The organism is Streptomyces sp. PL-29 (assembly GCF_058344425.1).
The window spans coordinates 238272-264521 of sequence record NZ_CP136996.1; the positions used below are offsets into that span (position 1 = coordinate 238272).

Genomic DNA, 26250 nt, shown 5'->3' on the forward strand with positions numbered 1-26250 from the left:
GTACAGCCTGACCACATGTTAGGGATATGACCGGAAAGGTCCGCTAAACAGGAGGTACATCAAGATGCGTGCGACTCTTCTCCGCGTGGCGACCGTGCTGGGTGGCGCGGCAGTGATGGCCGCCGTCGGCGTCGGCGCAGCCAGCGCCGACGGGGTGGGCAGCTCGGGCATCGGCAACCATGGCGTGGGCAACGCCGGCGTCTTCAACGACGGCGTGGGCAACGCGGGCGCCTTCAACGACGGCGTGGGCAACGCGGGCATCTTCAACCACGGCGTGGGCAACGCGGGCATCGCCAACTGGGGTCTGGGCAACGCGGGCATCGCGAACACGGGCATCGGCAGCCACGGCATCGGCAACTCGGGCATCGGCACCGCCGGCATCGGCAACTGAGACAGCCCATCGGCCCGCTCAACCACGTGAAACGACGCGCCCGGCCACCGGCCGGGCGCGTCCACTTGGCCCACCCCTCACCGGTTGCGGGGTGCCGGTCACGCGAGTGAGGCTCGGAACCCCGTTGAGCGACACCGGCCAGGATCGTGCGCTCGTGCGGATCCAGGACCCAGGACCCCGCACAGCGCAAGCCCCTCCTGGGCGCCTGCGGCCACCGTCAGTGCGCGGCCACCCTCGGAAGGGGGCACCCCGGGCCGGACCGCGTTCGGGGACGAGGGGCCGGGGCCTGTCCCGCGCGTACCCTTCCGGCACGGGTCATTGCAGGGAGCGCCGCACGACAGCGAACCCCTGCCGGGTCCCTCGCCGTGCTGGTGACGGCCTCAGGCGGAAGGCGGGACGGCAGCACCGGTGCGGGAGCACAGCCGGGAGTCGAGTACCGCTCCGAGGAGTTCGGCGTCGGGTGCTGTCAGCAGGCGCTTGGGCAGCACGATCGCCCAGGTCCTCAGGCGGACCTTGCCCACGACCACGTAGAGTCCCGCGGTTTCGTGATACCGCGTCATCTCCTGCCAACCGAAGCGCTTGATCTCCACGCCGTCGAGAACGGCCGCGATGCCGTTGCCGTCGACCACGCAGTCCGCGCCCTCGTGGGCCTGCTGGGCGCGGAAAGCATGAGTGACGATCCGCCGGGGTGCCAGCAGGGCGAACACGGTCGCGTAGACGACGGCCGCGGCCACGAGGCCGATGTTCACCGAGCCACCCTCTGCATCGACGCGTACCCCTAGAGAGGCGATGGCCAACGCGCCTGCGGCAGCGAGCAAACGCAGTCGCCGGAACGTTCCTGCAACCTTCAGTCCCTCACGGAGCTCGCTCTTCTCCACCCTGCCCTTGAACCGCAGGACCACCTCGCCCGTTCCTCGGGCCTGCTGCGACTGTCGTACGTTGATGTCTTCCACAGGAGCGGAGCATAACGCTCCGCCGGATACCGGCAGCCAGCCACCTTCTCACCGCCTACACCGAGCGCCCGGCCTCCCGTGCACGCCGCGACGGCGTCCGCTGCGACCTGGTTCAGACCGGGCTTGCCACGGGCCGGCGGCCGGACCGTCGGGGTCGAGGCCGTCGGGCCGTGGACGGCGGCCGGCGCCAGTCGTCCGGCCGGCGTCGACTGCCGGCAGGTGGGGGTCTTCCGCAGCTGCACGGCCCCCGGCGGCTTCTCGCAGCAGGGCAAGGAGCCGAGGGCGCGCCGCTGGGCCGTCGGCAACGTTGGGGGCCGCCGAGGGGTGGCGCGGTCTTCATGGCCGTCAGCGGGCCAGGGAGACGGCGAAGGGCTTGAGGCCGTGCCGGCGCAGGATGTGGGGCACGATCAGGATCATGGCCTCCGTGGCGCGGGCCGTGTCGATGCCGCCGAGGTCCTCGATCTGACCGGGGTGCCAGCCGAGGTCGCCGAGCAGGTCGGCAACGGCCTTCTTCGCGTGGTCGTCGTCGCCCGAGAGGTAGGCGGTCGGCGGGGTGGCGAGGGTTTGAGGGGTGGTCATGACCGTGAAGAGCATGGTGTTGAGGGTCTTGACCACGTGGGTGTCGGGGAGTGCCGCCTGGAGCTTCTCGGCGAGGCTACTACCCGGATAGCACAGGTCTTCGGGCAGGCCGTCCGCGGCGTCGCGGGTGGCGTTGGAGACGTCGATGAGGATCTTGCCTGTGAGTTCGCCCCGCAGGCCGGTGAGGCGGTCCAGAGAACTGTCGCCGGGGGTTGCGTTGATCACGATGTCGGTGGTGCGGGCTGTGGTGCGGTGGTCGGCGTAGGCGATCCGCGGCGCCGGTGCGAGCCCGGTGGTGCGGGCTGCGGTGTCGTGCCGGCCGCGGTGGCCGAGGGTGATGTGGTGTCCGGCTGCGGAGAGCCCGGCAGCGAGGTTGGTGGCAACGCGGCCGGCGCCCAGGATGCCGATGCGGGTCATGTGGTGGTGCTCCTTGCGGTCTCGGGATGGTGACGGGGGCGGTGCGGGCACCGCAGGTCAGGCGATGGGCGCGAGGGTCTTGAGGGCGGCGGCGTGGATGCCGGGCGCGGAGGCCAGGAAGTCGCGGCTGGCGGTGTTCCAGGGGGCGCCCGCCAGGTCGGTGACGGTGCCTCCGGCCTCGGAGACCAGCAGGGCACCGGCGACCAGGCCGGAGCGGACGTCGGAGAACTGCCAGAACGCGTCCGCGCGTCCAGCGGCGACGTGGATGAGTTGCATCGTGGCGGGAACGGACACGCGCACGACCAGGCCGCTCGTGAGCATGGCGGTGACGGAGTCGCCGATCCGCCGGAAGGTGCGCTCGTCCTCGCCGGGCCGGGCCTGGCCGGTGCCGGTGAGCGCAGCGCCCAGGTCGGTCTTGGCGGACACCTTCAGAGGACGGTGGTCGAGGTGGGCTCCGTGGCCGGCGACCGCGGTGTAGGTGGCACCGGTCAGCGGCAGGTGGACAACGGTGAGTACCGGCTGGTTGTCGCGGACCAGGGTGGCGGTCACGGCCCAGTCGTCCATGCCGTGGACGTGGTTGATGTTGCCCTCGGCGGGGTCGACGACCCACCACTCCCCCGGCGGGAGCGCGCCGCCGGCCAGTTCGTCCTCGGCCCACTGCGACCCCGGACGGGCCCGCAGCAGCGGTTCACGCAGTACCTCCAGTACGGCGTCGTCGTTGGCGTGGATCTCGGCGACGACCTCGTCCAGACTCACGCCCCGGGCGTGCGGGGTGTGGCGGTCGCGCAGCGCGGCGCCGGCGGTCCTCACCGCGGCCGTCACCTCGGGCAGGAACGTGGTACCGGCGTCGAAGGGCATGGCTGTGCTCATGGCGGGCTCCCTGGGGATCGGTTGAGGAGGGGTGGAGCGGGGTGGCTGTCCAGCTCCCCGCACATCGAAAGTAGGCCGCCCGATCGTTAACAACAAGTGCATGCTTGTCACTTGTAGAGTTACTGCCATGCAATTGGATCTGAATCTGCTCACGGCCCTGGACGCCTTGCTGGAAGAGGGCAGCGTCGCCGGGGCCGCGGCCCGCCTGCACGTCACCCCACCGGCGATGAGCCGCTCGCTGGGCCGCATCCGCAAGGCCACCGGTGACCAGATCCTGGTCCGCACCGGCCGCAGCATGGTGCCCACCACCCGGGCGCTGGAGATGCGCGCCCAGGTCCACGCCCTGGTCCAGCAGGCCCACCAGCTCCTCTCCGCGCAGCAGGAACTCGACCTGGCGTCTCTGGAGCGGGTGTTCACCGTGCGCTGGCACGACGCACTGACCGCGGCCTGCGGCACCGCCCTGATCACCGCCGTCCACCGCCGCGCCCCCGGCGTCCGGTTGCGCCTGCCCGCCGAACCCGGGACGGACGACGCCGAGCTGCGCCGGGGCGACGTCGACCTCGCATCAAGTGCCGGCGCCCCGGCTCTCCCCGACATCCGCCACCGGCTCGTGGGCAGGGACCGGCTCGTCATCGCCGTCCGGCCGGGCCACCCGCTCTCCGAGGGCACGCTGAGCCCGGAACGCTACGCCGCCGCCGAGCACCTCACCGTCTCGCGGCGCGGACACCTGCGCGACCGGATCGACGACGCCCTGGGCGCACGCGGCCTCGAACGACGCGTCACCGCCGCCGGACCCACCGCCGCCTTCGCCCTGCAACTCGCCCTCGACACCGACCTGGTGACCACCCTCCCCGACGCCGTCACCCGCACCGCCCGCAACCGACTCGGCCTGGTCACACTCCAGCCGCCGCTCCCGCTGCCCGACGTCCCCCTGCACCTGCTGTGGCACCAGCGCTACGACGACGACCGCGCCCACGCCTGGCTGCGCGAAACGGCAGCCGAAACCGTGCAGGCACTCTTCGCACCCCGGCCGCCCGTCAACGCTGCCTGAGCCCGCCGGAACGGAAGGCGCCCCGTGCACCCGCGCGCGGGCTGCCTCGGTCGACCCGGGTCGCCGTCCAGCAGCATCCCACTCGTCGTTCCGCACCGTTCGCAGTGACGGCGGTTCCGAAGCGTGGCGTTGTCAGTGGTGGGCAGGATGATGACCTTCATGACCGAAAACAGTGCCCTGCTCTCGCCCGGCGCCTACGCCGAGGCCGTGACCACCGCCGTGGCGGCGTCGGCCGCCTACTACGGCGACGGAACCACCCCGCTCGGCGATGACGAGTACGACCTGCTGCTGCGTGCCATCGCCACGTACGAGCAGGCACACCCGGACGCGGTGCTCGCCGAGTCGCCGACCGGGAAGGTGGCGGGCGGGGCCGTCCAAGGGGACGTGCCCCATTCCGTGCCGATGCTCTCCCTCGACAACGTCTTCGACGCCGAGGAGTTCGCCGAATGGGCCGCGGGGCTGGAACGGCGTCTGGGACACCCCGTGGCCGGGTGGTGCGTGGAACCGAAGCTCGACGGCCTCGCGGTGGCCGCCCGCTACCGGGGCGGCCGGCTCGTGCAGCTCCTCACCCGCGGCGACGGCTTGGCGGGCGAGGACATCACCCACGCCGCCGAGGCCGTCCTGGGTCTACCGCCGCGCCTCACCGAACCGATCGACGTCGAGTTGCGCGGCGAGGTGCTGCTGACGACCGCGCAGTTCGAGGAGGCCAACCGGATCCGGCTCGCCCACGCCGCCACGCCCTTCGCACACCCGCGCAGCGGGGCGGCCGGCACCCTGCGGGCCAAGGACCGCCCCTACCGGATCGAGCTGACGTTCTTCGGCTACGGCGCCGTCGGCCTGGACGGCCTGGACGGCCTCGGTCACGTCGCCCTGCTGGAGCGGCTGGCCCTGCTCGGTGCGAACACGGCCGCCGGCACGGTCACGGCGCCGGTGCGGTGCGAGACCGTGGAGCAGGTGCAGGACCGTATCGACGTGATCGCCGGGCTGCGCACAGAACTGCCCTTCGGAATCGACGGTGTCGTCGTCAAGGCCGACTCGGCCGAGGACCAGCGCCGGGCCGGCAACGGTTCACGTGCCCCGAGGTGGGCGGTGGCCCGGAAGCTGGCAGCCGAGCACAAGGTGACGCGCCTGCTGTCGGTGGAGTGGAACGTCGGCCGTACCGGGATCATCGCCCCACGCGCCGTCCTGGAGCCCGTGGTCATCGACGGGGTGACGGTCACCTACGCCACGCTCCACAATCCGGCCGACATCACCCGTCGCGGGCTCATGATCGGCGACCAGGTGTACGTGTACCGGGCGGGCGATGTGATCCCCCGGGTCGAGGCGCCACTGGCCGACCGGCGCACCGGCGGCGAGAGCCCGATCGTCTTCCCCGGGGTGTGCCCCCGCTGCGGCGACGCGATCGACGCCTCCGAGCAGCGGTGGCGGTGCGTGCGCGGCCGGAGCTGTCAGGCCGTGGCCTCGGTGATCTACGCTGCCGGCCGTGACCAGCTCGACATCGAGGGTCTCGGCGGCATTCGCGCGATCCAGCTGGTGGAGGCCGGTCTGGTCACGGACATCGCCGATCTCTTCACGCTGACCCGTGAGCAGCTCCTCGGTTTGGAGCGGATGGGAGAGACCAGCGCCGCCAACCTCCTGGCCGCGATCGAGACCGCCCGCGGGGCCGCACTGAACCGTGTGTTCTGCGCCCTCGGCGTCCGTGGCACCGGGCGCACCATGTCCCGCCGGATCGCGGCGCACTTCGGTTCGATGGCCGCGATGCGGGCGGCCGGCGCCGAGACGCTGGCCCTGGTCGACGGGATCGGCACCGAGAAGGCCCGTGTCATCGCGGCCGAACTCGCCTCACTCGCCCCGCTTCTCGACAAGCTCCAGGCCCAGCAGGTCGGCGTCCAGGCCGCCGAGCCCCAGGAGCCTGCCGCCGACGAAGGCGGCAGCGAGGACCCGGCGGCGGGCGGCCCGCTGGCAGGGCAGGCCGTCGTGGTCACCGGCTCCATGGCCGGCCCCCTCGCGGCGCTGTCACGGAACGAGATGAACGAGCTGATCGAACGGGCCGGCGGAAAAGCATCGTCGTCGGTGTCCAAGCGCACCACTCTTCTGGTCGCGGGCGAGAAGGCCGGCTCCAAGCGCGCCAAGGCCGAAGACCTCGGCATCCGCATCCTCGACCCCGAGGAGTTCGCCGTCCTCGTTGCCGACCTCCTCCCCACCGCGTAGTCGGCCGTACCCGGCCGGGAGGCCGGCCGCTCCGGCGCCGTCCGGAGAGGCCTTGACCTCATGTGTGCTTCAGGTTGGAGGCTTTCTCGTACGCCGCGGCCGGACCACAGCCGGGCACTTCTCACCTTGGGGGAACTCTCATGTCACGCGCCGCAGTACAGAACCCGGTCCGCCGTTCCGGCTTCGGCTGGTGGAAGACGCTGGCCGGCGGCGCGCTCGGGGCTGCCGCGGTCAATCTGGCCGTCCTCGCCGTCGCAGAGCTGGCCGGTGCCTCGCTCGTCGTCGTCGACGGCGGCGAAGAACACCCGATCACGGTCGGCGGCGTCATCGGATCGTCCGTTGTGCCGCTGGTCGTCGGGGTGGGTGTCGCGCTCCTGCTGGCCCTGTGGAAGCCGGTCTTCCTGCGGATCGCGCAGTACGCGGGCAGTGGGCTGGCACTGCTGTCGGTCGCCGGCCCGCTGTCGTCCGACGCGGACGGCGGCACCGTCGCGGCCCTGTCCCTCATGCACATCACGCTCGGCGTGGCGGTCTTCACCACCCTGCGGTTCCACCGCCGCCATGGCTGACCCGGCGGACGCCGGACCGGGTCGGGGCGGACCGACTCACCCGCAGGGCACGTCGGCGGCCCGGGCGGGCGACCACGGTGTCAGTCGTCGGAGGGTGCGGCGGGTGGGCGGCATCCGGCGCGGGCGGCTTCGCCCTCCGTGCGCGGCCAGTACCGTCCTTCGAGGGCCTCCGCGCTGCGATTGAGCCGGACCAGGACGTCCGCGAGCCGTCGCACGTCCTCGGGGGACCAGTCGGCGACCACGCGGGCCAGGCAGGAGCGGTTGACCTCACGGTCACCCGCCAGCCGGCGCCCGCCTTCGTCGGTGATCCGCAGCTTGCGCGCCATGCCGCCGTCCGGGTCCGCGACGCGCTCGGCCAGTCCGCAGCGCAGCAGCGCGGCCGTCTGGCGGTTCACGGTGGAGGTGTCGAGCCCGAAGGCCTCCGCCAACTGTCCGATGGACATGGGCCCTTGCGTGTCGATCCGGCTGAGCAGCAGGTAGGCCGAGCGCTCCAGGCGTTCGGGGTCACGGTCACGCCGGCCGAGCACCTGGTGGCGCGAGAGCAGCATCAGCTCCCGTTCGAGTTTCTCCAGCACGTCGCCTCCCTGCTCCTTTCCGGCGCTCCATTATCGCCACCCGCGGCGATATGCATGATACACATCCTGTGTACTATGCACTTCTCGCACGGCTCGTCGCCGCCCCACCCCGACGAGCCACAGCCCCAACCCGGAGGACCCGCATGACCGTCACCACGTCCACCGCCTCCCGCGCGGCCGAGATCCTCTCCCGCCCCGTCACGCTGAACGGCCTGACCGTGCGCAACCGCATCGCCATGGCGCCGATGACGCGCATGTTCTCCCCCGGCGGCGTGCCCGGTGAGGACGTACGGGCGTACTACGCCGGCCGGGCCGCCGCCGGCGTGGGCCTGATCGTCACCGAGGGGACCTACGTCGGCCACGAGTCCGCCGGGCAGAGCGACCGGGTTCCGAGGTTCCACGGCGAGGACCAGCTGGCGGGATGGGCGGAGGTCGCCGCGGCCGTGCACGAGGCCGGCGGCGCGATCGTGCCCCAGCTGTGGCACATAGGCATGGTGCGCAAGCAGGGCGAGGCCCCGTACCCCGACGCGCCCGCCGTCGGCCCCTCCGGCATCCGCGTCGACGGCACCGAGGGAACCGGCAGGGCCATGACCCACGCCGACCTCGACGACGTCATCGGCGCGTTCGCCGACGCCGCCGCGGACGCCGCGCGGATCGGCTTCGACGGCGTCGAACTGCACGGCGCACACGGCTATCTGCTCGACCAGTTCCTGTGGGAGCGCACCAATCGCCGCACCGACGCCTACGGCGGCGACGCGGTGGCCCGCACGAAGTTCGCCGCGGAGATCGTGGCCGCGGTGCGCCAGCGCGTCCCCGCCGACTTCCCGGTGATCTTCCGCTACTCGCAGTGGAAGCAGGACGCCTACGACGCCCGGCTCGCGCAGACCCCGCAGGAGCTGGAGGCGATCCTGGCCCCGCTGGCGGCCGCCGGCGTCGACGCGTTCCATGCCTCCACCCGGCGCTACTGGATCCCGGAGTTCGAGGGGTCGGACCTCAACCTCGCGGGCTGGACCAAGAAGCTCACCGGCCGACCGGCCATCACCGTCGGATCGGTCGGTCTCGACGGCGACTTCCTGCGCTCCTTCGCCGGGGAGGGAGCCGCGCTCGGCGACCTCGACAACCTCCTGGACCGCATGGAACGCGACGAATTCGACCTGGTCGCCGTCGGCCGCGCCCTGCTCCAGGACCCGCACTGGGCGGCGAAGGTCCTCGGCAACCGCTTCGAGGAACTGAGGCCGTACGACGCGGCGGCACTCAGGTCGCTCAGCCACTGACGGCCACCGCCCGGACAGCCGCTCCGCGAACGCCCCGTGACATCGGTCCGCCGATGCCACGGGGCGTTCGCGCTCCGGCTGCCCCGCCCGCGCGGCCGCTCCGGACGCCGCCCGCCCCAGGGGCAACCACCCGCACGGCGATGTAAAGAACTCTTGACACGATGTGCCGGATGCTTGACATTGGTCATGTCCGGTTTTCTTTACATGGGGAGTGGTCGTGGCAATCGAGGAGAAACGCGCGTGGATCATGATCGTGGTCACCCTCGCGTCGTACGGGGCCTACCTGGCGGCCGTCCTCGGGCGGCCGGGCAGCGAGCCCCTCGCCGAAGCGCCGTACGTGGCCGCCCTGCTGTGGACGGTCGGCGCATCCGTCGTCGCCTCGGTCGCGCTGCACATCACCGCCGCGCTCCTCACCCCCGAGGAGGACCGGGCCAAGGACCAGCGCGACCGGGAGATCCACCGCTTCGGTGAGCACGTCGGCCAGTCCTTCGTCGCGATCGGCGGCGTGACCGCGCTCGTGCTGGCGATGGCCGAGGCGGACCAGTTCTGGATCGCCAACACCCTCTACCTCGCCTTCGCGCTGTCGGCTGTGCTCGGCTCCTTGGCGAAGATCGCCGCCTACCGGACGGGGTTCCAGACGTGGTGAGGCCCACGCTCGTGACCAACAGGATCCGGGCCCTGCGCTTCGCCCACGGCGAGATGACCCAGGCCGAGCTGGCCCGCCGGATCGGCGTGACCCGGCAGACCGTCATCGCCATCGAACAGGGCCGGTACTCGCCCTCCCTGGAGAAGGCGTTCCAGATCGCCCGCGTGTTCGCGGTACCGCTCGACGCGGTGTTCCAGTATTCGGAGACAGAGGGAGACCCGTCGTGAAGGCCATGGTGCAGGACGTGTACGGACCGCCCGAGGTCCTGCGCATCGAGGAGACCGAGCGGCCCGTACCGGGCCGCGGCCGGGTACTCGTACGGGTTCACGCAGCCGCCGTGGACCAGGGCGTCTGGCACCTGATGGCGGGCATGCCGTACGCGGTGCGTGCCGCCACGGGCCTGCGGGCGCCCCGGAGCCGCGTGCGGGGCATGGACCTGTCGGGCCGGGTGGAGGCCGTCGGCCCGGGCGTCACGCGGTTCCGGCCCGGCGACGAGGTGTACGGGAGCGGCGAGGGGTCGTTCGCCGAGTACGCGTGCGCCAAGGAGGGAGCCCTGGCGCCGAAGCCGCGGAACCTCGGCTTCGAGGAGGCCGCCGCCGTGCCCGTGTCCGGGTGCAGCGCCCTGCAGGCCCTGCGGAGGACCGGCCGGGTCGAGCCCGGACAGTCGGTGCTGATCCTCGGGGCCTCGGGAGGCGTCGGCTCCTTCGCCGTGCAACTGGCCAAGGCCTTCGGCGCACGCGTCACCGGAGTGTGCAGCGCCGCCAAGGCCGACTTCGTCCGATCCCTGGGCGCGGACGAGGTCATCGACTACGCCGTCGCGGATCCCACCGACGGCAGCCGCCGCTACGACCTCGTCCTCGACATCGCGGGCAACCGCCCCATCGGCCGCCTGCGCGGCGCCCTCACCCCGCGCGGAACCCTCGTCATCGTCGGCGGGGAGGGCGGCGGGCGCTGGCTCGGCGGGAACGAACGGTCCCTCGGGGCCCTGCTGCTGTCTCCCTTCGTCTCCCACCGCCTCCGCCCGCTCACCTCCCTGGTGCGCGCCGGCGATCTGGAGGCCCTCACGGAACTCCTGGAGGCGGGCTCGGTCTCGCCTGCCGTGCACCGCAGTTACCCACTGGCCGGTGTTCCGGACGCCATCCGCGACCTGCGGGAGGGCCGGGTACGCGGGAAGGCCGTGATCCGCCTGTAGCGAGCGCCGGCCCCGGCCGTCCCCGTGCTCCCCGGTTGCGCGGCCGGACTCCCCGTCGGCCGGGCGGTCAGACGCGGTCGAGCCGGTCCGCGCCGTCGAGGATGGCCAGTTCTCCGGGGGTGGCCTGGGACTTCCACTCGGGGGCGACCGTGGCGTACGTGGTGACGTCGTGCCAGCAGCCCTGGGTGCGGAAGAGCTGGCGCAGGGTGGCCTCGGGCTGCAGGCCTGCGGCGCGCATCACCTGAGGCATGAAGTGGTGGTCGCTGCGGTGGCCGGCCCAGATGCGGTGCAGACGCAGATGCCCGAAGCCGTAGGCCATCAGCAGGCGGCCCGCCTCGTGGCCGTGCCCGCGGACGGAAGCGCCGGGAAGCAGGACCAGGCTGGTGAGCATCGCGTTGCTGCCGTAGTCCTCGACGAGCAGTCCCATGGTGCCGACGAGGGCGTCGTCCTCCGGGGCACAGACGGCGAGGGTGTACTTGCGGCGCGGATGGGTGTGCGGCTGGGCGAGGCTCTGGGCGAAGGCGTCGTGGGCCTGGCCCGGGTCCATGCGGTCGATGCCGAGATATCGGGTGAGCACGCGGTGGGTGAGGATCCGGGCGAATGCCTCGTGGTCGCCGGCGTGCAGTTCGCGCAGCCGGAGGTGGTCACCGCGGAGTTCGGGGACTCGGTTCACCGGGTGGCTCCGTGCGGTGCGGGCAGCGGGTGCGCGGCGGGGACGAGGACGTCGAGGTCGATGCAGTGGCGGCCGGACGGCAGCGGCTCGCCGAGCAGGATGCGGCGGGCCGTGTCCGTGACCAGGGCCGCGCCGAGCATGACGCCGCTGGCGAGCTGCGGCCAGCTGGAGAGGGTACGGCCGACGCGGGTGAGCGCGTCGGTCATGGCGGGGCTCAGGCGCTGCTCGTCGACGACGGTGCGGAGGAAGCCGATGGCCGCCTCCCGGTCGAGGTCGCGTACGTCGGCGGCGGTCGTGGCACCGATGCGGCCGTGGAAGAGCGGGCGGTCCCCTTCGAGGTCGAAGCGCTCGACGTCGAGGAGTCCCCGGTCGTTCGTGTCCATGAGGACCGGAATCCTTCGCAGGCGGGCGTGTTCGCGGGCGGCGACCTTGACCCAGGGGGTGTCGCACTCCTCGACCAGCAGGTCCAGGGCGCGGTCACCGTCGCCGACGAAGTCCTCGACGGTCTCTTCGGTGATGCCCCCGCGGTGGACCTCGATGTCCAGGTAGGGATCGAGTTCGTACATGCGCCGGGCGCACAGCACGCTCTTCTCCAGACCGAGTTCGTGCACTCCGACCTGGAGTCGGTTGAGGTTGGACAGGCCGACGCGGTCGAAGTCGGCGAGCCTGAAGGCGCCGCCGACGCCCTCCATCGCACAGGTCACCGCGGCGCTGCTGCCCACCGACAGACCGATGACGCCCACGCGGCGGCGGAGCAGGTCCTGCTGCTGGTCACGGGTGATCTTGTCGCGGTTGCGGTCGGTGCGGACCAGGCGGAACTCGGCCTCGGGCAGCAGGTGCACCAGGCGTCCGGACCACGGGTACCAGATCCAGCGGCCGTACGCGGCGGGCCGCTCGCCCAGGACGTCGGCCACCGCGTCGGCCGGTGACCGGCCGCCGAAGGGATCCCGGGGGTCCCGGCAGCGCAGGAGTTCGTCAACCTGCTCCTCGATCCGGTCGTGGACCTCGCGCAGGCGGGCGGACGCGCTCAGCGCGCTGAGGGTTGCGGCGTCGTCGGGGCGTGCGGGGTCCAGCACGACCGGACGAAACGATTCGCTCGCTTCGCGGGCGGAAGGCAGCGCGAAGCGGTCCGGCGCGGCGCCGGACTCGATGGTGTGAGTCATGGCCCGGACGCTAGCAACCGGACGATCTTGAAGGAGCGGACATCACCCGCGGGCGCACGCTCGAATTGATCTTCTACTGAACGCGCCTCCCGCGCGCCGTATGCGCCCCCTTCCCCGACGGCCCGGGCGGGGGGCACCACGGATCGAGAGACCCCTGGAGGACTGTGCCCGGCGGTCGGGTGGAAAACCCGGTGCGTGGCCGGGGCCGGAAGCGCGTAAGGTCTTCCTGTTGATCAGGGGGAGAAGGTATTGATGCAGGTCAGAACCAGACGTGGATTCCTCGGCGCGTCCGCGGCGATCGCCGTGGCGTCGTCCGTCGGCGCTTGCGGAGCACGGCGTGGCGGCGCGCCGCAGGCCACGGACCCGCTCGACGTGTCGGCGACGGCCAACCTGCCCGCGGCCCGGGAGTCGCTGGCCGCGGACGGCACCACCATCGTGATCGGCAACCCGTCCGCTCCCCTGTCGGTACGGGTCTACGAGGACCTGAGCTGTCCGGCCTGCGCCGATTTCGAATTGGCAGGCAACGGCCCGTACCTGAAGCAGGCCGCCCGCAACGACGCACTGCAACTGCAGTTCACCCTGGGGTCCTTCCTCGGCCCGGGGTCGAAGTTCGCCGCGAACGCACTGCGCGCCGCCGTGGACCACAACAGGTTCGCCAAATACCACGAGGTGCTGTACCGCCACCAGGCCAAGGTGCGCAAGGCCGGCGGTTTCACCAGGGACCGGCTGCTGACCCTGGCCGTCAAGGTGCCGGGCCTGCGCGGCCCGGAGTTCGACGCGGCCGTGCTGGAGACCAAGCACCGGGACTTCGTGGAGGCCGCGGACGAGGCGATGGCCGCGTCGCCTGCCGAGGGGACCCCCACCATGGCGGTCAACGGCGTCCCGGTGCCGACGGACAGCCGCGGGCTCTACGACGACCGCGACCGCCTCTACCGCCACCTGCGCAAGGCGGCGGCCCGGTCCTAGACCGAGGCACGGAGCGACCGCGCGCCGCTCTCTGCGCGCCCCCGGGCCGGTCGCGCCCGGCCCGCCGCCCGGCGCCGTCGAACCGGGCGGTCGGGGACGCCCCGCCGGGGCGCACGACCCCGGGCGGCCGCAGCCCCCGCCGGATGCGGGCGCCGTACCCACCCCGATCCGGCACCGACCCTCCCGCGTGCGGTCTCCGGCGCCTCCCCGGCGTCTCCCGGGGCCAGCGGCGCCTTCCGCGGCGGGGATTACGACGCCCTCGCCGCCGTCCCGGCTCCCACCGCCGGGGCTCACCGGTCGGGGCGTTCGCCATCCGGGGAGGCAGGGTCATCGCGCTCGACACCCCACCGCCCAGGGGCGCACCGAGCGCCCGTCACGCCCTCCAACCGAGCGTCATCGGCGGCCGCCGGGCCTCCTCCACCCCGGTCACCACGCACCCCTCCGCGCCAACTGGCGGACTCCGCACGGAAGCCGACGGGTCGGCAGGCGGGAACGGCGCACGACCCCTCACCGGTCGTGACGGAGAGAATTCAGGAGGTAGCAATTAGATGAATTCCTGACTGAATTCCCGTCAACAAGCTTCCGCATCATATCTCGATTTGATAACAACCCGGCCCCAAAGGACTGGACCTTTACCGCGCAACGCGCGTAACTGGCTTGCTTTAAAGGCTAGTTGAGTGTTCGTCAAATTATGCCGACAGGTAACGGAATGATTTCCTGGACCGCGCCCCCGTTTGTCCGAATTCTCCGCGGCATTCGTCTGGCAGGCTTCCGCGAACCCGCTAGTCCGACATCGATTTGAGGTGCCCATGACAGGCCGTCGCAGACGTGCAGCCGACCACCGCCGCAAACCCAGGCGGTTGATACTCGCCACCGCCGCCGTGGCAGCAGGAGCGGTAATAGCCGCGGGCATCGCCTACTCCGGGCTCGGCGACGGCGCCCAGGCCGCCGACACCGTCGAGGCCGCCGCCTCCGCTCCGGCCGCCGCGCCCGCCCGGGACGAGGAGCCGGAACCCCTCGCCGCGGCCCCCTCCAACGAGAACGCGCGCGGCATGGTCTACGACGGCCTCCAGCCCGCACCCAAGGGCGACCGCTGCGTCGGCGTCTACCGCACCGGGGACGGGCACTGCACCCATGGCCCCGACGCGCCGCCCAAGGGCGTCGACATCACCAAGGACATCCCGCCGGCCGTGAAGGAGACCGCCCCGGCGGCCGACCCGGCCAAGCCGTCGACCGACGACCCGGCCACCAAGGAAGGCGGCGGGCGTCCTCAGGACGCGCCCGCCGCCGACGCCGCGGCGACCAAGGAGACCGCGCCCCAGCCGGCGGCCACCGAGGGCGGCCAGGCCGTCGCGGCGGGCCCCGCGGGCCAGACCGTCCAGTGCGACGGCGACGGCAGCACCGGCAACCGCGTGCAGGTCGTGTACGTCCACGCCCCCGGCAAGGACCGCTACTCCGAGTACGTAGCCTCGTTCCGCAAGTGGGCGGCCGACGCCGACCTCATCTACTCGGCGAGCGCCAAGGAGACCGGCGGCGTACGCCACATCCGCTACGTCACCGCTGCGGACTGCACGCCGACCGTGCTCAACATCGAGCTCCCGGCCAACGCCCTGGGCGAGTTCAGTGCGACCAACAGGGCGCTCGCCGCCAAGGGCCTGGACCGCCGCGACCGCAAGTACATGATCTTCGCCGACAGCCAGGTCTACTGCGGCATCGGCACCTTCGCCGGCGACGAGCGTCCCGGCCAGTCGAACCAGAGCAACTTCGGCCCGTCCTACGGACGCACCGACTCCGGCTGCTGGGGCGGTCACACCGCCGCGCACGAGCTCGGCCACAACCTGGGCGCCGTCAACAACAGCGCCCCGAACACCAGCCGCGGCGCGCACTGCACCGACGAGTACGACGTCATGTGCTACTCGGACACTCCGTACTACCCGAAGATGCGCAACATCTGCACCAACAAGGCGTCCGAGAACATCCTGGACTGCAACCACGACGACTACTTCCACACCAGTCCCAAGCCCGGCAGCTACCTGGCCACGCACTGGAACATCGCCGACAACCAGTTCCTGATGAAGACCAAGGGCGGCGGTGGCGGCGGCACGGACCCCGGCCCGAACCCGAACCCGAGCCCGACGCCCACGAAGAAGCCGAGCCCGACCCCGACCAAGAAGCCCACGGGCGGACCGACCGCGACCGCGGCCCAGATCCAGTCCAACTCCGTCGTGGTGAGCTGGCCCAAGGTCGAGGGAACCGCCTGGTACCAGGTCGTGCTGAACGGCAAGCACCTGGCCTGGGTCCAGTCCCAGGTGCTGCGCATCTACAACCTCCAGCCCAACACCTCGTACACGGTGACCGTGTCGGCCCGTGACGGCTCCGGCCGCGACAGCGGCCCCGGCAAGGCCGCGACCTTCCGTACGACCGGGGCCGGCGGCGGCACGACCACCCCCGGCAGCCGTTACACGCTCGGCAACGGCAGCACCGGCATGGCGGCGGAGGTGTGGGGCGGCCGCACGGCCGACGGCACCGTGCTCGTCGGCGGCCGCGCCAACGGCTACGCCCAGCAGCAGTGGTACTTCGACGACGCGGGCAGCGGCCAGATCCGCATCCGGTCCGCGGTCTCGGGCAAGTGCCTCCAGCCGGGCAGCACGGTCGCGCAGGGCATGTGGGTCTCGCAGCAGCCCTGCGACAGGAACAGTCGCGCGCAGGCCTGGAAGCTGACGTCCCGCGGCGGCGCGGTGACCGTCACGGACCCGAGCGGCGGTTTCGCACTGACCGTCAGCAACCGCCCCTACTACGGGTACTGGCTGCTCGACCTCCAGCGTGCGGACGGCCGCGCGGCGCAGGCCTGGACCCTCCAGAAGTCCGGCTGAGCGCTCCCGCCACGCCCGGTGGCCCAGGCGCGTCCGCGCCGGGGCTCCGGGGCCACCCCGTGACGCCGTGATCCCGCCCCCGGCGGACGGCCGCCCCCGTGCGGCCGTCCGCCGGGTTCCTCTCATCCCGACCGGAGCACCTGACGATGCGCATAAGAATCGTTCTCTCGGCCACCCTGACCGCACTCGGTCTCATGTTCCTGATCCCCGCTGCCGCACATGCCCACGGCGACACCCTGAAGGTGCTGGTGACCGGGGAGCGCGCCGGCCACGTCACCGCCGACATCACGTGGGAGAACGACGGGGACGCCGTCGACGAGACCGTCGCCGCCACCGTGAACGCGGTGAGCGTCGACGGTTCCCGCACGATGGGCCCCTGGCGCCTGGTCCGCGACCCCGCGGCGGCGCCCGCCGGCTGGACCACGGCCGAGACCCTGCCGCCCGGTTCGTGGAAGGTCACGATCGAGGTGGGCTTCCCCGCTCTCGGCAAGGGTGAGCTCGAAGTCGGTGTGCCCGTGGTGGACCCCGCTCCGTCCACCGCCCCGTCCACCGCTCCGTCCACCGGAGCGACTCCGGCCGTCTCGGCCCCGACTCCCGACGCCGCCGCATCGGCCTCCGCGGACGCGTCGTCGCCGGCTCCCTCCGGGACCCAGGCCTCGTCCGGCGCCCGCGGGGACGCCGTCTGGTGGACCACGGCGGGTGTGGCGGTGACCGCGCTGGCCGGAGCCGGCGTGGGCCTGCTGCTGCGGAGGCGCCGGATGCGGGGCGCCTGCCGGACGTCGTAGCCGCTCGTCCGCCGGCCGGGCCGGGGGCGGCGCCCCCTCCGGCCGCGCCGAGCGGGGTCCGGAGCCGTGGGGTCGGGGCGGGGCCGGCCCCGGACGCAGGTCCGCCCGCGTCAGTCGGCCGCCCGGCGCTTGCCCCGCTGGCGGCGGTCGTACGGCAGGAGCCGCGGCCGGCGTCTGGCGGCCACGTCCTCGACCCAGCCGAACGCCAGCACCAGCAGTCCCATCAGCGGGATGGCCACCAGCAGCGTGAACCACTGGCTGGCCAGCAGCCACTGGAAGTTCGCGTAGACGAAGGGGACGCTCCAGAGCGGGTCGATCAGCGGCACGGCGGCCACCAGGGCCACCTGGTGCCAGAGGTAGACGCTGACGGCGCGTGCGTTGAGCAGGCCGACCAGGCCGTTCCAGCGTTCCAGCGGCCGGGGCCATCGGTCCCAGGACGGACTGACGTGGAGGAGGATCGCGACGAAGCCGAAGGACCACAGCGCCTGGGCGATCGGCCAAGCCTCGATGTCGGTGGCCACGGTCGGGTCGACCGGCCGGGTCTGCAGGTACCAGAAGCCGGCCACCATGATCAGCGGTGCCACCGACGGAAGCACGTACTGCGGGATCTTCCTGAGCAGCCCCTCCTGGTGGGCCATGCCGAGGATCCAGCAGGCGCCGAAGGTGGCGAAGTCGTTGGCGTTCTCCCAGACCCGGCCGTAGACGAGGTCCCGGTCGAGGAGGAACACGTTCATGACGATCACCATCGCCAGGGGCGCGGACAGCGTCGCCACCGGGAAACGTCGCAGACCCCGCAGCAGCAGCGGCGAGAGCAGGACGTACCAGAGGTAGGCCCGGAGGTACCACAGCGGGACGGTGATCTGCGCCGCCCAGGTGTGCTCCACGAAGGAGAACCCGGACAGCTCGTCCGCGTACGGCGGGGTGCTCAGCGGCAGGATCCAGAACGCCATCTTGGACCACCACCAGGTGGGGTGGCCCTCGGAGTGCGGGCCCCAGCCGGCGTAGACCTGCAGGGTGATCAGGACCGCGCCGAAGAGCCACATCGGCGGCAGCAGCCGGCGCAGTCGGCCGCGGATCACGCCGAGCGCGGGACGGCTGAGCGAACGGGCCATCAGCAGTCCGGCCAGGGCGAACATCACGCCCATCGACGGGAAGACCAGCGGCAGCCAGAACCAGCCGAAGTTGTGGTAGAGCACCACGCGGGCCAGTGCCAGCGCGCGAAGCAGGTCGAAGTAGCGGTCACGGCCGCCCGTGCGCCCGGACGGCTCCGACGCCTGCGGGTCCGGCTCCGGCTCCGCCTCGGTGCGCAGAGCGGGGGGAACCCTCAGCTGGACGGTGTCCCGGAAACGTCCGAGGTCGATGGATGCGGTCACGTTCAGGCCTCCACCGGCACGGCGACCTCGCCGGTACGCCGGAGCTTCTGCCAGCGCAGTCGGCCACCGGTCATCGCGGTGATCGCGGACTGCAACAGGACGATGTACATCAGCTGCCGGTAGACCAGCTGCTGGATGGGCAGGCTGATCAGGTGCCAGGGCTTCTCGCGGTCGAGGCGGAAGGCGTACCAGGACAGCACCGCCTGGAGCAGGATGAAGCCGCCCCAGCTGGTGAGGGTGATCGGGGCGTCGCCGAACAGCACGCCGTACAGCAGGAACAGGTCGACCAGTGGCGCCAGCAGCGGGGCGATCACGCCGAACAGCACGACGAGCGGCAACCCGACGCGACCGAAGCGGCCGGCCGGACCGCGTGCGGTCACGGCGCGGCGGTGCTTCCACATCGCCTGCATGCTGCCGTAGCTCCAGCGGTACCGCTGGGACCAGAGCTGCTGGAGGCTTGCGGGCGCCTCGGTCCAGGCACGGGCGTTCTCGGCGTAGACGATCCGCCAGCCTTCGCAGAGCACTGCCATGGTGATGTCGGTGTCCTCGGCGAGGGTGTCGTCGCTCATTCCGCCGACCTGCCGCAGGGCCTCCTTGCGGAAGGCTCCGACCGCGCCCGGAATGGTCGGGATGACGCCCAGCATGTCGTACATCCGGCGGTCCAGGTTGTGGCCGAGGACGTACTCGATGTGCTGCCAGGCGCCGATGAGGCTCTCGCGGTTGCCGACCTTGGCGTTGCCCGCGACGGCGCCGATCGCCGGGTCCCCGAAGGGCTGGACCAGCTCGCGCACGGTGGACGGCTCGAAGACGGTGTCGCCGTCCATCATCACGATGATGTCGTGCGAGGCCGCCGCGATACCGGTGTTGAGCGCGCTGGACTTGCCGCCGTTGACCTGGCGGATCAGCCGGACGAACGGCAGGTCCATCTCCTCCACGATGTCCGCCGTGCCGTCCGTGGAACCGTCGTCGACGACGATCACCTCGATCGGGTGGTCACTGGCGGCCAGGGACTGGAGGGTGTTGGCTATGCACTCGCGCTCGTTGTAGGCGGGCACCAGCACGGTGACCGGTTCGGTGACGGGCGGTCCCCACGCGTCCCCGCGTCGGGAGCGGCGGGCGTGGATCGGCGCGAGGACGAGCATCAGCGCGAACCGCCCGAAGTTGAGGAAGCCGACGACGGCCAGCAGCCCGACGAGCACCGGCAGGGTGAGCACGGCGGCCTGGGTGGCCCAGATGAATCCCTTGCCCGCCCACAGCTGGAATCCGTCCACCGGCACGGTCGCGCTGGAGGCGCCGAGCGCCTCGGAGATGGTGGTGAAGCGGTAGCCCTGGGCCTGCAGCCTGTCGATGATCTGCACGAGCGCGGTGAGGGTCTGGCTGCGGTCGCCACCCGCGTCGTGCAACAGGATCAGTGCGCCCGCACCGGGCTTGGCCGGCATGGCCGCCTTGACGATCGCGTCCACGCCGGGGCGCTTCCAGTCGTCGGTGTCGCGGTCGATGAACGCGGTGAGGTAGCCGCGCGCACCCACGTACTTGATCACCGGATAGTTCCAGTCGTCCATCGCGGTGGCGTCGGAGGAGTACGGCGGGCGGAACAGCGCGCTGTGGACGCCCGCGACGCCGGCCAGCGCCAGCTGCGTCTGCGCCAGCTCCCAGCTGATCCGGGCGCGGGACTGGTACACCAGGTCGGGGTGGGTGAAGGTGTGCACGCCGAGTTCGTGGCCGCCCGCGACGATCTGCCGGATCAGCTCCGGGTTGCGGGTGGTCATCGCCCCGGTCACGAAGAAGTCCGCACGGATGTCGCGGGCCGCGAGCACCTCCAGGATCTTCGGCGTCCACTCCGGGGAGGGACCGTCGTCGAAGCTCAGCACCGCGGTGCGGTCAGGGATGCGGTAGCTGACGGGCTGCTCGTTCTTGGCACCGCGCGCGTCGATGACCGGACCGCCCTTGAGCAGGTTCTCCGGCACGGTCGTCTTGTCGACGGAGATGGCGATACGGGAGTCGTGGAACGCCTCGTTCGTGGCGAGGCCGCGCAGGACCAGGAGGGCCAGCAGGCACGCCAGGAGGGACAGCGGCATGAAGAAGCGCAGTGGCGGCGCGGCCAGTCGGCGCGGCCTGAGCAGGGACTGCCGGCGGCGCTGGTGGCGGGACAATGACGCTCCTGGAGACAGTGGTGAGAGTGATCAGGGGTGAGGGCGCTCGGAGGTGAGCGTGGTCGGGGGTGAGCGTGGTCGGGGGTGAGCGTGATCAGGGCTGCTCGGCCGGATGGCCCGAGGACTTCGCCACGCCCGGCGTGGGAACCGCGGGCTTCGTCGCGGGGACCGCCGGCTTCGTCGGGGCGGCCGCGGACTTCGAGGGGGCGGCCGCGGACTTCGAGGGCGTCGCCGCGGGCTCCGTCGCGACGGCGGAGGTCTTCGCCCTGGGAGTCGCGGACCGCGTGACCGCGCGGGGTGAGGACGGCACGGCCGCCCCGGGGGACGCGGTCGTGCTGGACGACGGGGCCGGCACCGGAGACGGAGACAGCGACGGCCGCACGGGTATGCCCATCGCCGGGGCGTCCGCCTGCATGCCGATCAGGCTGCTGCTCATCGCGACCGCCAGAATGGCGCCGATCACGGAGACCGGCCAGCCGAAGCCCCGCAGCAGACGGCCGCGCAGACCGGACTGGTCGACGAACACCGGTGCGGGGGAGGGTTCCCCGGAAGCAGAATCGGACATTTCGGATTCTGCCTGGCGTGGCGATCCGTTGTGGACGGGCGTGATGACTGGGCGCACCTTGCGAGGCCTTTCAGTGCAGGGTACGTAGACCGTGGGGATCGCAGGCCGAACGCTAGTGCACCAAACCAGGGCGACTTGAGCTGGATGTCCGGATTGAAACGATCTACCCGGGGGTCGTGATCAGATCGAAACGGAATATGTAATACCGGTTAGTAGGTTCGGCCAGCCCGCGCCCGAGCCTTGGCCAGTGCCTGGTCAGCCCGAGTCGCTCCCCCGGAACGGGGAGCGCCAGGGCTCCGCCAGCCGTTCCGGAGCCGACCCGGCGGTCACTGCGGCCGTCACCGCGTGCCTAGGATGACGCCCGCACCGGATCACCAGCCGATCCCCCGCAGGGGGCGGGGCCGTGTGCCGCCTCTACCCTTCCAAGGAGCCCTGTGTGAGCCAGCCCCGCCGCACCCGCCGTTCCCGCGTGTGGACCGCGCTCACGCTGCCTGCCCTGCTGTGCGTACTCGCCGCGTGCTCCGGCGGCCCCGCCGACGATGCCTCCGCGCCCGCCCCCAGCGCCTCGCCCACCCCGTCCGGCCCGCCGGGAACCCTGTTCGACAGCTTCCACTACAGCGGCCCCGACGACCCGGCGCTCGCCGCCCACGGCTGGGAGGTCCGCACCGGCGGCGGCGGTCCGGGGATCAAGGGCACCTGGGCCAAGGACGGCGCCGGTTTCCCCTCCGACGAGACCGCCCAGGGCGGCAGGGTCCTGCGGCTGCAGTCCTCCACCGACGGCACCGCGCAGGGCACCCGGCAGGTCGAGATACAGGGCACCGGCAAGAACCTCTTCACGGGGACTTTCGCCGCCCGGGTCCACTTCAGCGACGAGCCCACGAGCGGCCGCAACGGCGACCACATCGTCCAGACCTTCTTCCCGATCTCCCCCTCGGACTCCTCGGAGCACTACAGCGAACTGGACTTCGAGTACCTGCCGAACGGCGGCTGGGGTACGACGGGGCCCCGCCTCGACAACGTCAGCTGGTACAAGGCCGATCCGCCGGACCGGGTCAGCCACACGCTCAAGCAGCGCGTCGGGGGCTGGCACATCCTCATGATCACCGCGGTCAACGGATCGGTCACCTACTCCCTGGACGGCAAGGAGCTGTTCACCAGCTCCGGCAAGTACGTCCCGCGCGAGAAGATGGACATCCACTTCAGCAACTGGTTCATCGACCTGCCCTTCGCCGGCGGTCCCCGCACGTGGGACCTGAAGGTCAACTGGGTCTACTACAAGGCCGACGAGGCGGTGTCCCAGGCCGACGTCCAGAAGACGGTGGACGGCTTCTACAGTGCGGGCACCGACTACGTGAACACCGTGCCGAAGGCCTGACCTCCGTCCGAGGGCGGGCGCAGGGCCCTTCTCACCACGCCGCGGGCGCCGGGTCCGCGGGGTCGTCGAGGAGCTCGGGCCCGTTGTTGCGCACGTTGTTGACCGCCGTCGACACCGCCCGGACGTCCAGTCGGCCGCCCCCGGGCGCGGCGAGCAGGGCATGCAGTTCCTGCGCGTCCTGGTGGGACGGGTCGAGCCAGGCCTCGTAGTCGGCCGGGGCGAGCGAGAGCGGCATACGGGGGTGGACGCGGCCGGCCCCGTCGGTCGCCTCGGTGGTGATGATCGTGCAGGTCGCCCACCATGCCGCCGGATCGTCCTCGTCGGCGACGCCGGGATCGCGCCAGAACTCGTAGAGCCCGGCCATCGCCATCACGGCGCCGTCCTCGGGCCGGATGAAGTACGGCTGCTTGTGGGCCTTCACGCCGGCCGCCGCGGGGACGGCCCGCCACTCGTAGAACCCGTCCGCCGGGAGCAGGCAGCGGCGCTTGGCGAAGGCGCGCCGGTACGCGGGCCTCTCGTGCACCGTCTCGACCCGAGCGTTGATCATCTTCGCGCCGCCGGACGGGGTCTTGGACCACGACGGCACCAACCCCCACCGCAGGGGCCGCAGCCTGCGCTCCAGCACACCCGTCTCCCGGTCCGCGCGCTCCAGCACCGCCCAGACGGCGTCGGTGGGGGCGACGTTCCAGCTGGGTTCCAGCTCCTGCCCGGGGTCCGGGGGCCTCGCCCGGAAGAGACCGGAGAGGTCCTCGGGGCCCCGGGTGGAGACGTATCGGCCGCACATGTCTCCACCCTGCCACCTGCGCACGGCTTCGGCCGGGCGCGCCGCGAACCCGCACCACTCGATCGTGGCAGTTGGCCGGGCTCGCGGCGACGCACCCCCGGGGCCCGGCGAGGATGGCGCGGCGGCTGCCTCGGGCGCATCCCGTCCGAGGGCTCTGCGGGACGTTCCGGGTGGTCGGAGCGCAGGAACCGGCAGAACGGCGGCAGGGGTGGCGGCGCTTCGCCCCGGGCACCGCCGGTGCGGCCGGCCACCCCACGGGAAGGCCGGAGCGCGCGCTTTCTCCATACGGTCCCTGCGGTGCGTGCAAGGATGTCGGCCGTGACCGGATCGTCCTCCTCCCCCATCGCCGAGGGCACGCCCCGCGCCTGCGGACCGGGTCCCCGTACAGCGGCCGCGCTGGTGTTCGGAGCCTCGGCGTCGGTCCTGGTGGTGGAGATCGTCGCGCTGCGCCTGCTGGCTCCCTACCTCGGCCTCACCCTCGAAACCAGCACGCTGGTGATCGGCATCGCCCTCACCGCGATCGCCGCCGGCTCCTGGCTGGGCGGGCGCATCGCCGACCAGGTCGATCCGCGCCGGCTCATCGGCCCCTCGCTCGGAGTGTCGGGAGCCGCCGTGGCGCTCACCCCGGCGGTGCTGCGCACCACCGCGGAGTGGGCACCGGCGCTGCTCCTGCTGATCGCGTCCCTGACCATCCTCGTGCCGGGCGCGCTGCTCTCCGCGGTCACGCCGATCGTGACCAAGCTGCACCTGACCAGCCTCGCCGAGACGGGAACGGTCGTCGGCCGGCTCTCCGGCGTGGGCACCGCTGGCTCCATCGCCGGCACGGTCCTGACCGGCTTCGTCCTCATCGCGCGGCTGCCCGTCAGCGCCATCCTGATCGGACTCGGAACACTCCTGGTGACCGCTTCGGCGCTGGTGGAGTGGCGATCGCGCGGGTGGACCGGAGCCCCTGCCCTCATCCTCGCGCTCCTCGCAGGCGGCCTCGGCACCGCCGTCGCACCCGGCGGCTGCGACATGGAGACCAGGTACCACTGTGCGCGGGTCGTCGCGGATCCCGAGCGGGGCAGCGGCCGCACCCTCGTGTTGGACGGCGTACGACACTCCTACGTGGACGTCGACGACCCGACCCACCTCCGGTTCGCGTACGTGCGCGCCATCGCGTCGGTGGTCGATGCCGCCTTTCCCGCGGGTGAGCCGCTGACCGCCCACCACCTGGGCGGCGGAGGACTCACCTTCCCCCGCTACCTCGCGGCCACGCGGCCCGGGACGCGCAGCCTCGTGTCCGAGATCGACGGCGGGGTCGTGCGCATCGACCGCGACCGGCTCGGGCTCGGGAAGGGGCCGGGACGGGACATCGGCGTACGCGTGGAGGACGGCCGGATCGGTCTGCGGCGACTGGACACCGGCAGTCGCGACCTCGTCGTCGGTGACGCCTTCGGGGGCGTGAGCGTGCCGTGGCACCTCACGACGCTGGAAGCGATGGCCGACGTACGGCGGGTGCTCGGCGAGGACGGCCTCTACGTCGCCAACCTCATCGACCACGGTGCTCTGGCCTTCGCCCGAGCCGAAGTGGCCACCCTCGGCGAGACCTTCGCACACGTCGCGCTCGTCGGCGAGCCCTCGGACATCGGCCTCGACCCGACCGCCGCCCCAAAAGGGGGCAACCTGGTCGTCCTCGCGTCCGACCGACCGGTCGACCTCGGCGCGGCCCAGAAGGCGCTGGACGCCCGGCAGAGCGGCTGGAAGATCGTCAGCGGTGCCGAACTCGCCTCCTGGACCGGGGGCGCCCGACCACTCACCGACGACTACGCGCCCGTCGACCAGCTCCTCCAGCCCTACGGCCCACCGAGCGGCCGGTGACGGGCAGCGGCCCACGCCCCGAGGCCGGTGACGGGCGAGGACCACGCCCCCGGGTCGTGGCGCTCGTGGAGCAGCACCGGACGCCGCGCCGGCACGGCGACGCCGGGGCGTCCGGCGCGGCCCGAGCGCATCCATCCCGTCACCCTGCGGGGCAATCCGGCGAACCGCCCACCGCCGCCACCAGGCCGGGCGCTGCGGGGCGCGCGGCGCACATCGTCCCCTGAGCCGCGCGGCGGGCCCGGGAAGTGCCCCGCCAGCTGCGCGAACACCGCAGAGGGCACCGGTATCCGAACGAACTGTCCGTAAAACGACCGCCCGTTGGCGGCCCTCCTTCGAACCTGCCAGGCTCGTCCCCGGTTGAGCACCGGACCAGAGGTGCCGAACCGTCATCGACCTGGATTCGAAGGGGAAATCTGTCATGCGCCGCCGCATCATCGCCACATCCGCACTCAGCCTTCTCTGCGTTGCAGGCACCACGGGGCTCGCCGAGGCCCAACCCGCGGGCGGGCACGGCCCGTCCGCGATGGTCTTCACCATCGCCCATGCCTCTGGAACGCCCGCGGACACGGACGGGGCCGTGCGCGCGGCCACCCTCAGCTGCGCCTACGCCGCCGAGGGCACCCACCCCGACCCGAGGGCCGCGTGCGACGCCCTCAACGCCACCGGTGGCGAGCTCAACCGCCTGCTGGCGGATCCGAACACCTCGCGGGCCTGCCCCCTGTACTTCGACCCGGTCACGGTCACCGCGGACGGTGTGCTGCACGGCAGGCGCGTGGCCTGGGAGCACACCTTCTCCAACACGTGCATCATGTCCACCACCCTGAACGGAAACCCGGTGTACGCCTTCTGAGCCCGTGCCCCGGCCCCTGTTCGCCCGGCGCTGCCCCGCCGCGCTCCCGGGGCCCGGGGCCGCGCCGCCCTCCGCCCGAACGAGGGCATGACCTGCGGCTCCCCC

At 72.2% G+C, this 26250-nt stretch carries 24 protein-coding genes; 14 read left to right on the forward strand and 10 right to left on the reverse strand.

Translation table 11 applies throughout. The annotated features are described in order from the left end of the window. Positions 1 to 64: 64 nt before the first annotated feature. Complete coding sequence (locus R4Z63_RS01145) at positions 65 to 391, forward strand: hypothetical protein (protein ID WP_384448933.1); 327 nt, start codon at positions 65 to 67, stop codon at positions 389 to 391. Positions 392 to 771: 380 nt separating this feature from the next. Here R4Z63_RS01145 and R4Z63_RS01150 read toward each other — a convergent pair whose 3' ends face one another. From R4Z63_RS01150 to R4Z63_RS01160, 3 genes are all read right to left on the reverse strand, one after another. Then, positions 772 to 1344 (reverse strand): hypothetical protein, encoded by a 573-nt coding sequence (locus R4Z63_RS01150; RefSeq protein ID WP_384448930.1) that lies wholly within the window; start codon positions 1342 to 1344, stop codon positions 772 to 774. Positions 1345 to 1689: 345 nt separating this feature from the next. Then, positions 1690 to 2340 carry an NADPH-dependent F420 reductase gene (locus R4Z63_RS01155; protein WP_384448927.1) on the reverse strand — a complete coding sequence of 217 codons (651 nt, stop codon included), beginning with the start codon at positions 2338 to 2340 and terminating at the stop codon, positions 1690 to 1692. Between the two features lie 57 nt (positions 2341 to 2397). Beyond that, positions 2398 to 3210 (reverse strand): inositol monophosphatase family protein, encoded by an 813-nt coding sequence (locus R4Z63_RS01160; RefSeq protein ID WP_384448924.1) that lies wholly within the window; start codon positions 3208 to 3210, stop codon positions 2398 to 2400. A 127-nt stretch (positions 3211 to 3337) separates the two neighbouring features. On the opposite strand from R4Z63_RS01160, the gene R4Z63_RS01165 reads away from it, so the two are divergent. From R4Z63_RS01165 to R4Z63_RS01175, 3 genes are all read left to right on the forward strand, one after another. Continuing rightward, positions 3338 to 4261, forward strand: a complete 924-nt coding sequence (locus R4Z63_RS01165; protein ID WP_384448921.1) for a LysR family transcriptional regulator — start codon at positions 3338 to 3340, stop codon at positions 4259 to 4261. A 159-nt stretch (positions 4262 to 4420) separates the two neighbouring features. Next, on the forward strand, positions 4421 to 6472 hold the full coding sequence (gene ligA / locus R4Z63_RS01170) for an NAD-dependent DNA ligase LigA (RefSeq protein ID WP_384448918.1): 2052 nt from the start codon (positions 4421 to 4423) through the stop codon (positions 6470 to 6472). A gap of 140 nt (positions 6473 to 6612) precedes the next feature. Further along, the gene (locus R4Z63_RS01175; RefSeq protein ID WP_384448915.1) at positions 6613 to 7038 is read left to right on the forward strand and encodes a DUF6069 family protein; all 426 of its coding nucleotides are present in this window, start codon (positions 6613 to 6615) and stop codon (positions 7036 to 7038) included. An 80-nt stretch (positions 7039 to 7118) separates the two neighbouring features. Here the strand turns inward: R4Z63_RS01175 and R4Z63_RS01180 are convergent, their stop codons facing one another. Further along, positions 7119 to 7586 (reverse strand): MarR family winged helix-turn-helix transcriptional regulator, encoded by a 468-nt coding sequence (locus R4Z63_RS01180; RefSeq protein ID WP_078556590.1) that lies wholly within the window; start codon positions 7584 to 7586, stop codon positions 7119 to 7121. Between the two features lie 170 nt (positions 7587 to 7756). On the opposite strand from R4Z63_RS01180, the gene R4Z63_RS01185 reads away from it, so the two are divergent. The 4 genes from R4Z63_RS01185 to R4Z63_RS01200 all read left to right on the forward strand — a co-directional run bounded on the left by R4Z63_RS01185 (position 7757) and on the right by R4Z63_RS01200 (position 10725). Continuing rightward, complete coding sequence (locus tag R4Z63_RS01185) at positions 7757 to 8887, forward strand: NADH:flavin oxidoreductase (RefSeq protein WP_384448912.1); 1131 nt, start codon at positions 7757 to 7759, stop codon at positions 8885 to 8887. Between the two features lie 217 nt (positions 8888 to 9104). Continuing rightward, a complete protein-coding gene (locus R4Z63_RS01190) occupies positions 9105 to 9533 on the forward strand; it encodes a hypothetical protein (protein ID WP_037922346.1) in 429 nt (142 codons plus the stop codon). A gap of 11 nt (positions 9534 to 9544) precedes the next feature. Further along, on the forward strand, positions 9545 to 9760 hold the full coding sequence (locus tag R4Z63_RS01195) for a helix-turn-helix transcriptional regulator (protein ID WP_225884534.1): 216 nt from the start codon (positions 9545 to 9547) through the stop codon (positions 9758 to 9760). Next, positions 9757 to 10725 (forward strand): NAD(P)-dependent alcohol dehydrogenase, encoded by a 969-nt coding sequence (locus R4Z63_RS01200; protein ID WP_384448908.1) that lies wholly within the window; start codon positions 9757 to 9759, stop codon positions 10723 to 10725. Before R4Z63_RS01195 ends, R4Z63_RS01200 begins: the two co-directional genes overlap by 4 nt. A gap of 67 nt (positions 10726 to 10792) precedes the next feature. On the opposite strand, the gene R4Z63_RS01205 is transcribed toward R4Z63_RS01200, so the two are convergent. Continuing rightward, entirely contained in the window at positions 10793 to 11398 is a 606-nt protein-coding gene (locus R4Z63_RS01205) for a GNAT family N-acetyltransferase (protein ID WP_384448905.1), read from the reverse strand. Then, the gene (locus R4Z63_RS01210; protein WP_384448902.1) at positions 11395 to 12561 is read right to left on the reverse strand and encodes a ThiF family adenylyltransferase; all 1167 of its coding nucleotides are present in this window, start codon (positions 12559 to 12561) and stop codon (positions 11395 to 11397) included. The genes R4Z63_RS01205 and R4Z63_RS01210 overlap by 4 nt, the downstream gene beginning before the upstream one ends. Positions 12562 to 12813: 252 nt before the next feature. Here R4Z63_RS01210 and R4Z63_RS01215 point away from each other — a divergent pair, with 252 nt between their 5' ends. The 3 genes from R4Z63_RS01215 to R4Z63_RS01225 all read left to right on the forward strand — a co-directional run bounded on the left by R4Z63_RS01215 (position 12814) and on the right by R4Z63_RS01225 (position 17185). Further along, on the forward strand, positions 12814 to 13527 hold the full coding sequence (locus tag R4Z63_RS01215; RefSeq protein ID WP_037922337.1) for a DsbA family protein: 714 nt from the start codon (positions 12814 to 12816) through the stop codon (positions 13525 to 13527). Between the two features lie 881 nt (positions 13528 to 14408). Continuing rightward, a complete protein-coding gene (locus R4Z63_RS01220) occupies positions 14409 to 16400 on the forward strand; it encodes an RICIN domain-containing protein (RefSeq protein ID WP_304949940.1) in 1992 nt (663 codons plus the stop codon). A gap of 146 nt (positions 16401 to 16546) precedes the next feature. After that, entirely contained in the window at positions 16547 to 17185 is a 639-nt protein-coding gene (locus R4Z63_RS01225; protein WP_384448897.1) for a hypothetical protein, read from the forward strand. Between the two features lie 110 nt (positions 17186 to 17295). Here the strand turns inward: R4Z63_RS01225 and R4Z63_RS01230 are convergent, their stop codons facing one another. The 3 genes from R4Z63_RS01230 to R4Z63_RS01240 all read right to left on the reverse strand — a co-directional run bounded on the left by R4Z63_RS01230 (position 17296) and on the right by R4Z63_RS01240 (position 21276). After that, positions 17296 to 18558: an acyltransferase family protein gene (locus R4Z63_RS01230; protein ID WP_236647652.1), complete on the reverse strand. Its 1263-nt coding sequence runs from the start codon at positions 18556 to 18558 to the stop codon at positions 17296 to 17298. 2 nt (positions 18559 to 18560) lie between these two features. Beyond that, the gene (locus R4Z63_RS01235) at positions 18561 to 20648 is read right to left on the reverse strand and encodes a bifunctional polysaccharide deacetylase/glycosyltransferase family 2 protein (RefSeq protein ID WP_384449003.1); all 2088 of its coding nucleotides are present in this window, start codon (positions 20646 to 20648) and stop codon (positions 18561 to 18563) included. A gap of 157 nt (positions 20649 to 20805) precedes the next feature. Beyond that, entirely contained in the window at positions 20806 to 21276 is a 471-nt protein-coding gene (locus tag R4Z63_RS01240; RefSeq protein ID WP_384448894.1) for a hypothetical protein, read from the reverse strand. Between the two features lie 436 nt (positions 21277 to 21712). Between R4Z63_RS01240 and R4Z63_RS01245 the strand changes: the two genes are divergently transcribed. Beyond that, the gene (locus tag R4Z63_RS01245) at positions 21713 to 22651 is read left to right on the forward strand and encodes a glycoside hydrolase family 16 protein (RefSeq protein WP_052030682.1); all 939 of its coding nucleotides are present in this window, start codon (positions 21713 to 21715) and stop codon (positions 22649 to 22651) included. Between the two features lie 31 nt (positions 22652 to 22682). Here the strand turns inward: R4Z63_RS01245 and R4Z63_RS01250 are convergent, their stop codons facing one another. Further along, positions 22683 to 23435, reverse strand: coding sequence for an SOS response-associated peptidase (locus R4Z63_RS01250; RefSeq protein WP_384448891.1), 753 nt, complete (start codon positions 23433 to 23435; stop codon positions 22683 to 22685). A gap of 318 nt (positions 23436 to 23753) precedes the next feature. Between R4Z63_RS01250 and R4Z63_RS01255 the strand changes: the two genes are divergently transcribed. Further along, positions 23754 to 25295, forward strand: a complete 1542-nt coding sequence (locus tag R4Z63_RS01255; RefSeq protein WP_384448888.1) for a fused MFS/spermidine synthase — start codon at positions 23754 to 23756, stop codon at positions 25293 to 25295. Between the two features lie 418 nt (positions 25296 to 25713). Then, positions 25714 to 26145, forward strand: coding sequence for a subtilase-type protease inhibitor (locus tag R4Z63_RS01260; protein ID WP_384448884.1), 432 nt, complete (start codon positions 25714 to 25716; stop codon positions 26143 to 26145). The last annotated feature ends 105 nt before the right edge of the window (positions 26146 to 26250 follow it).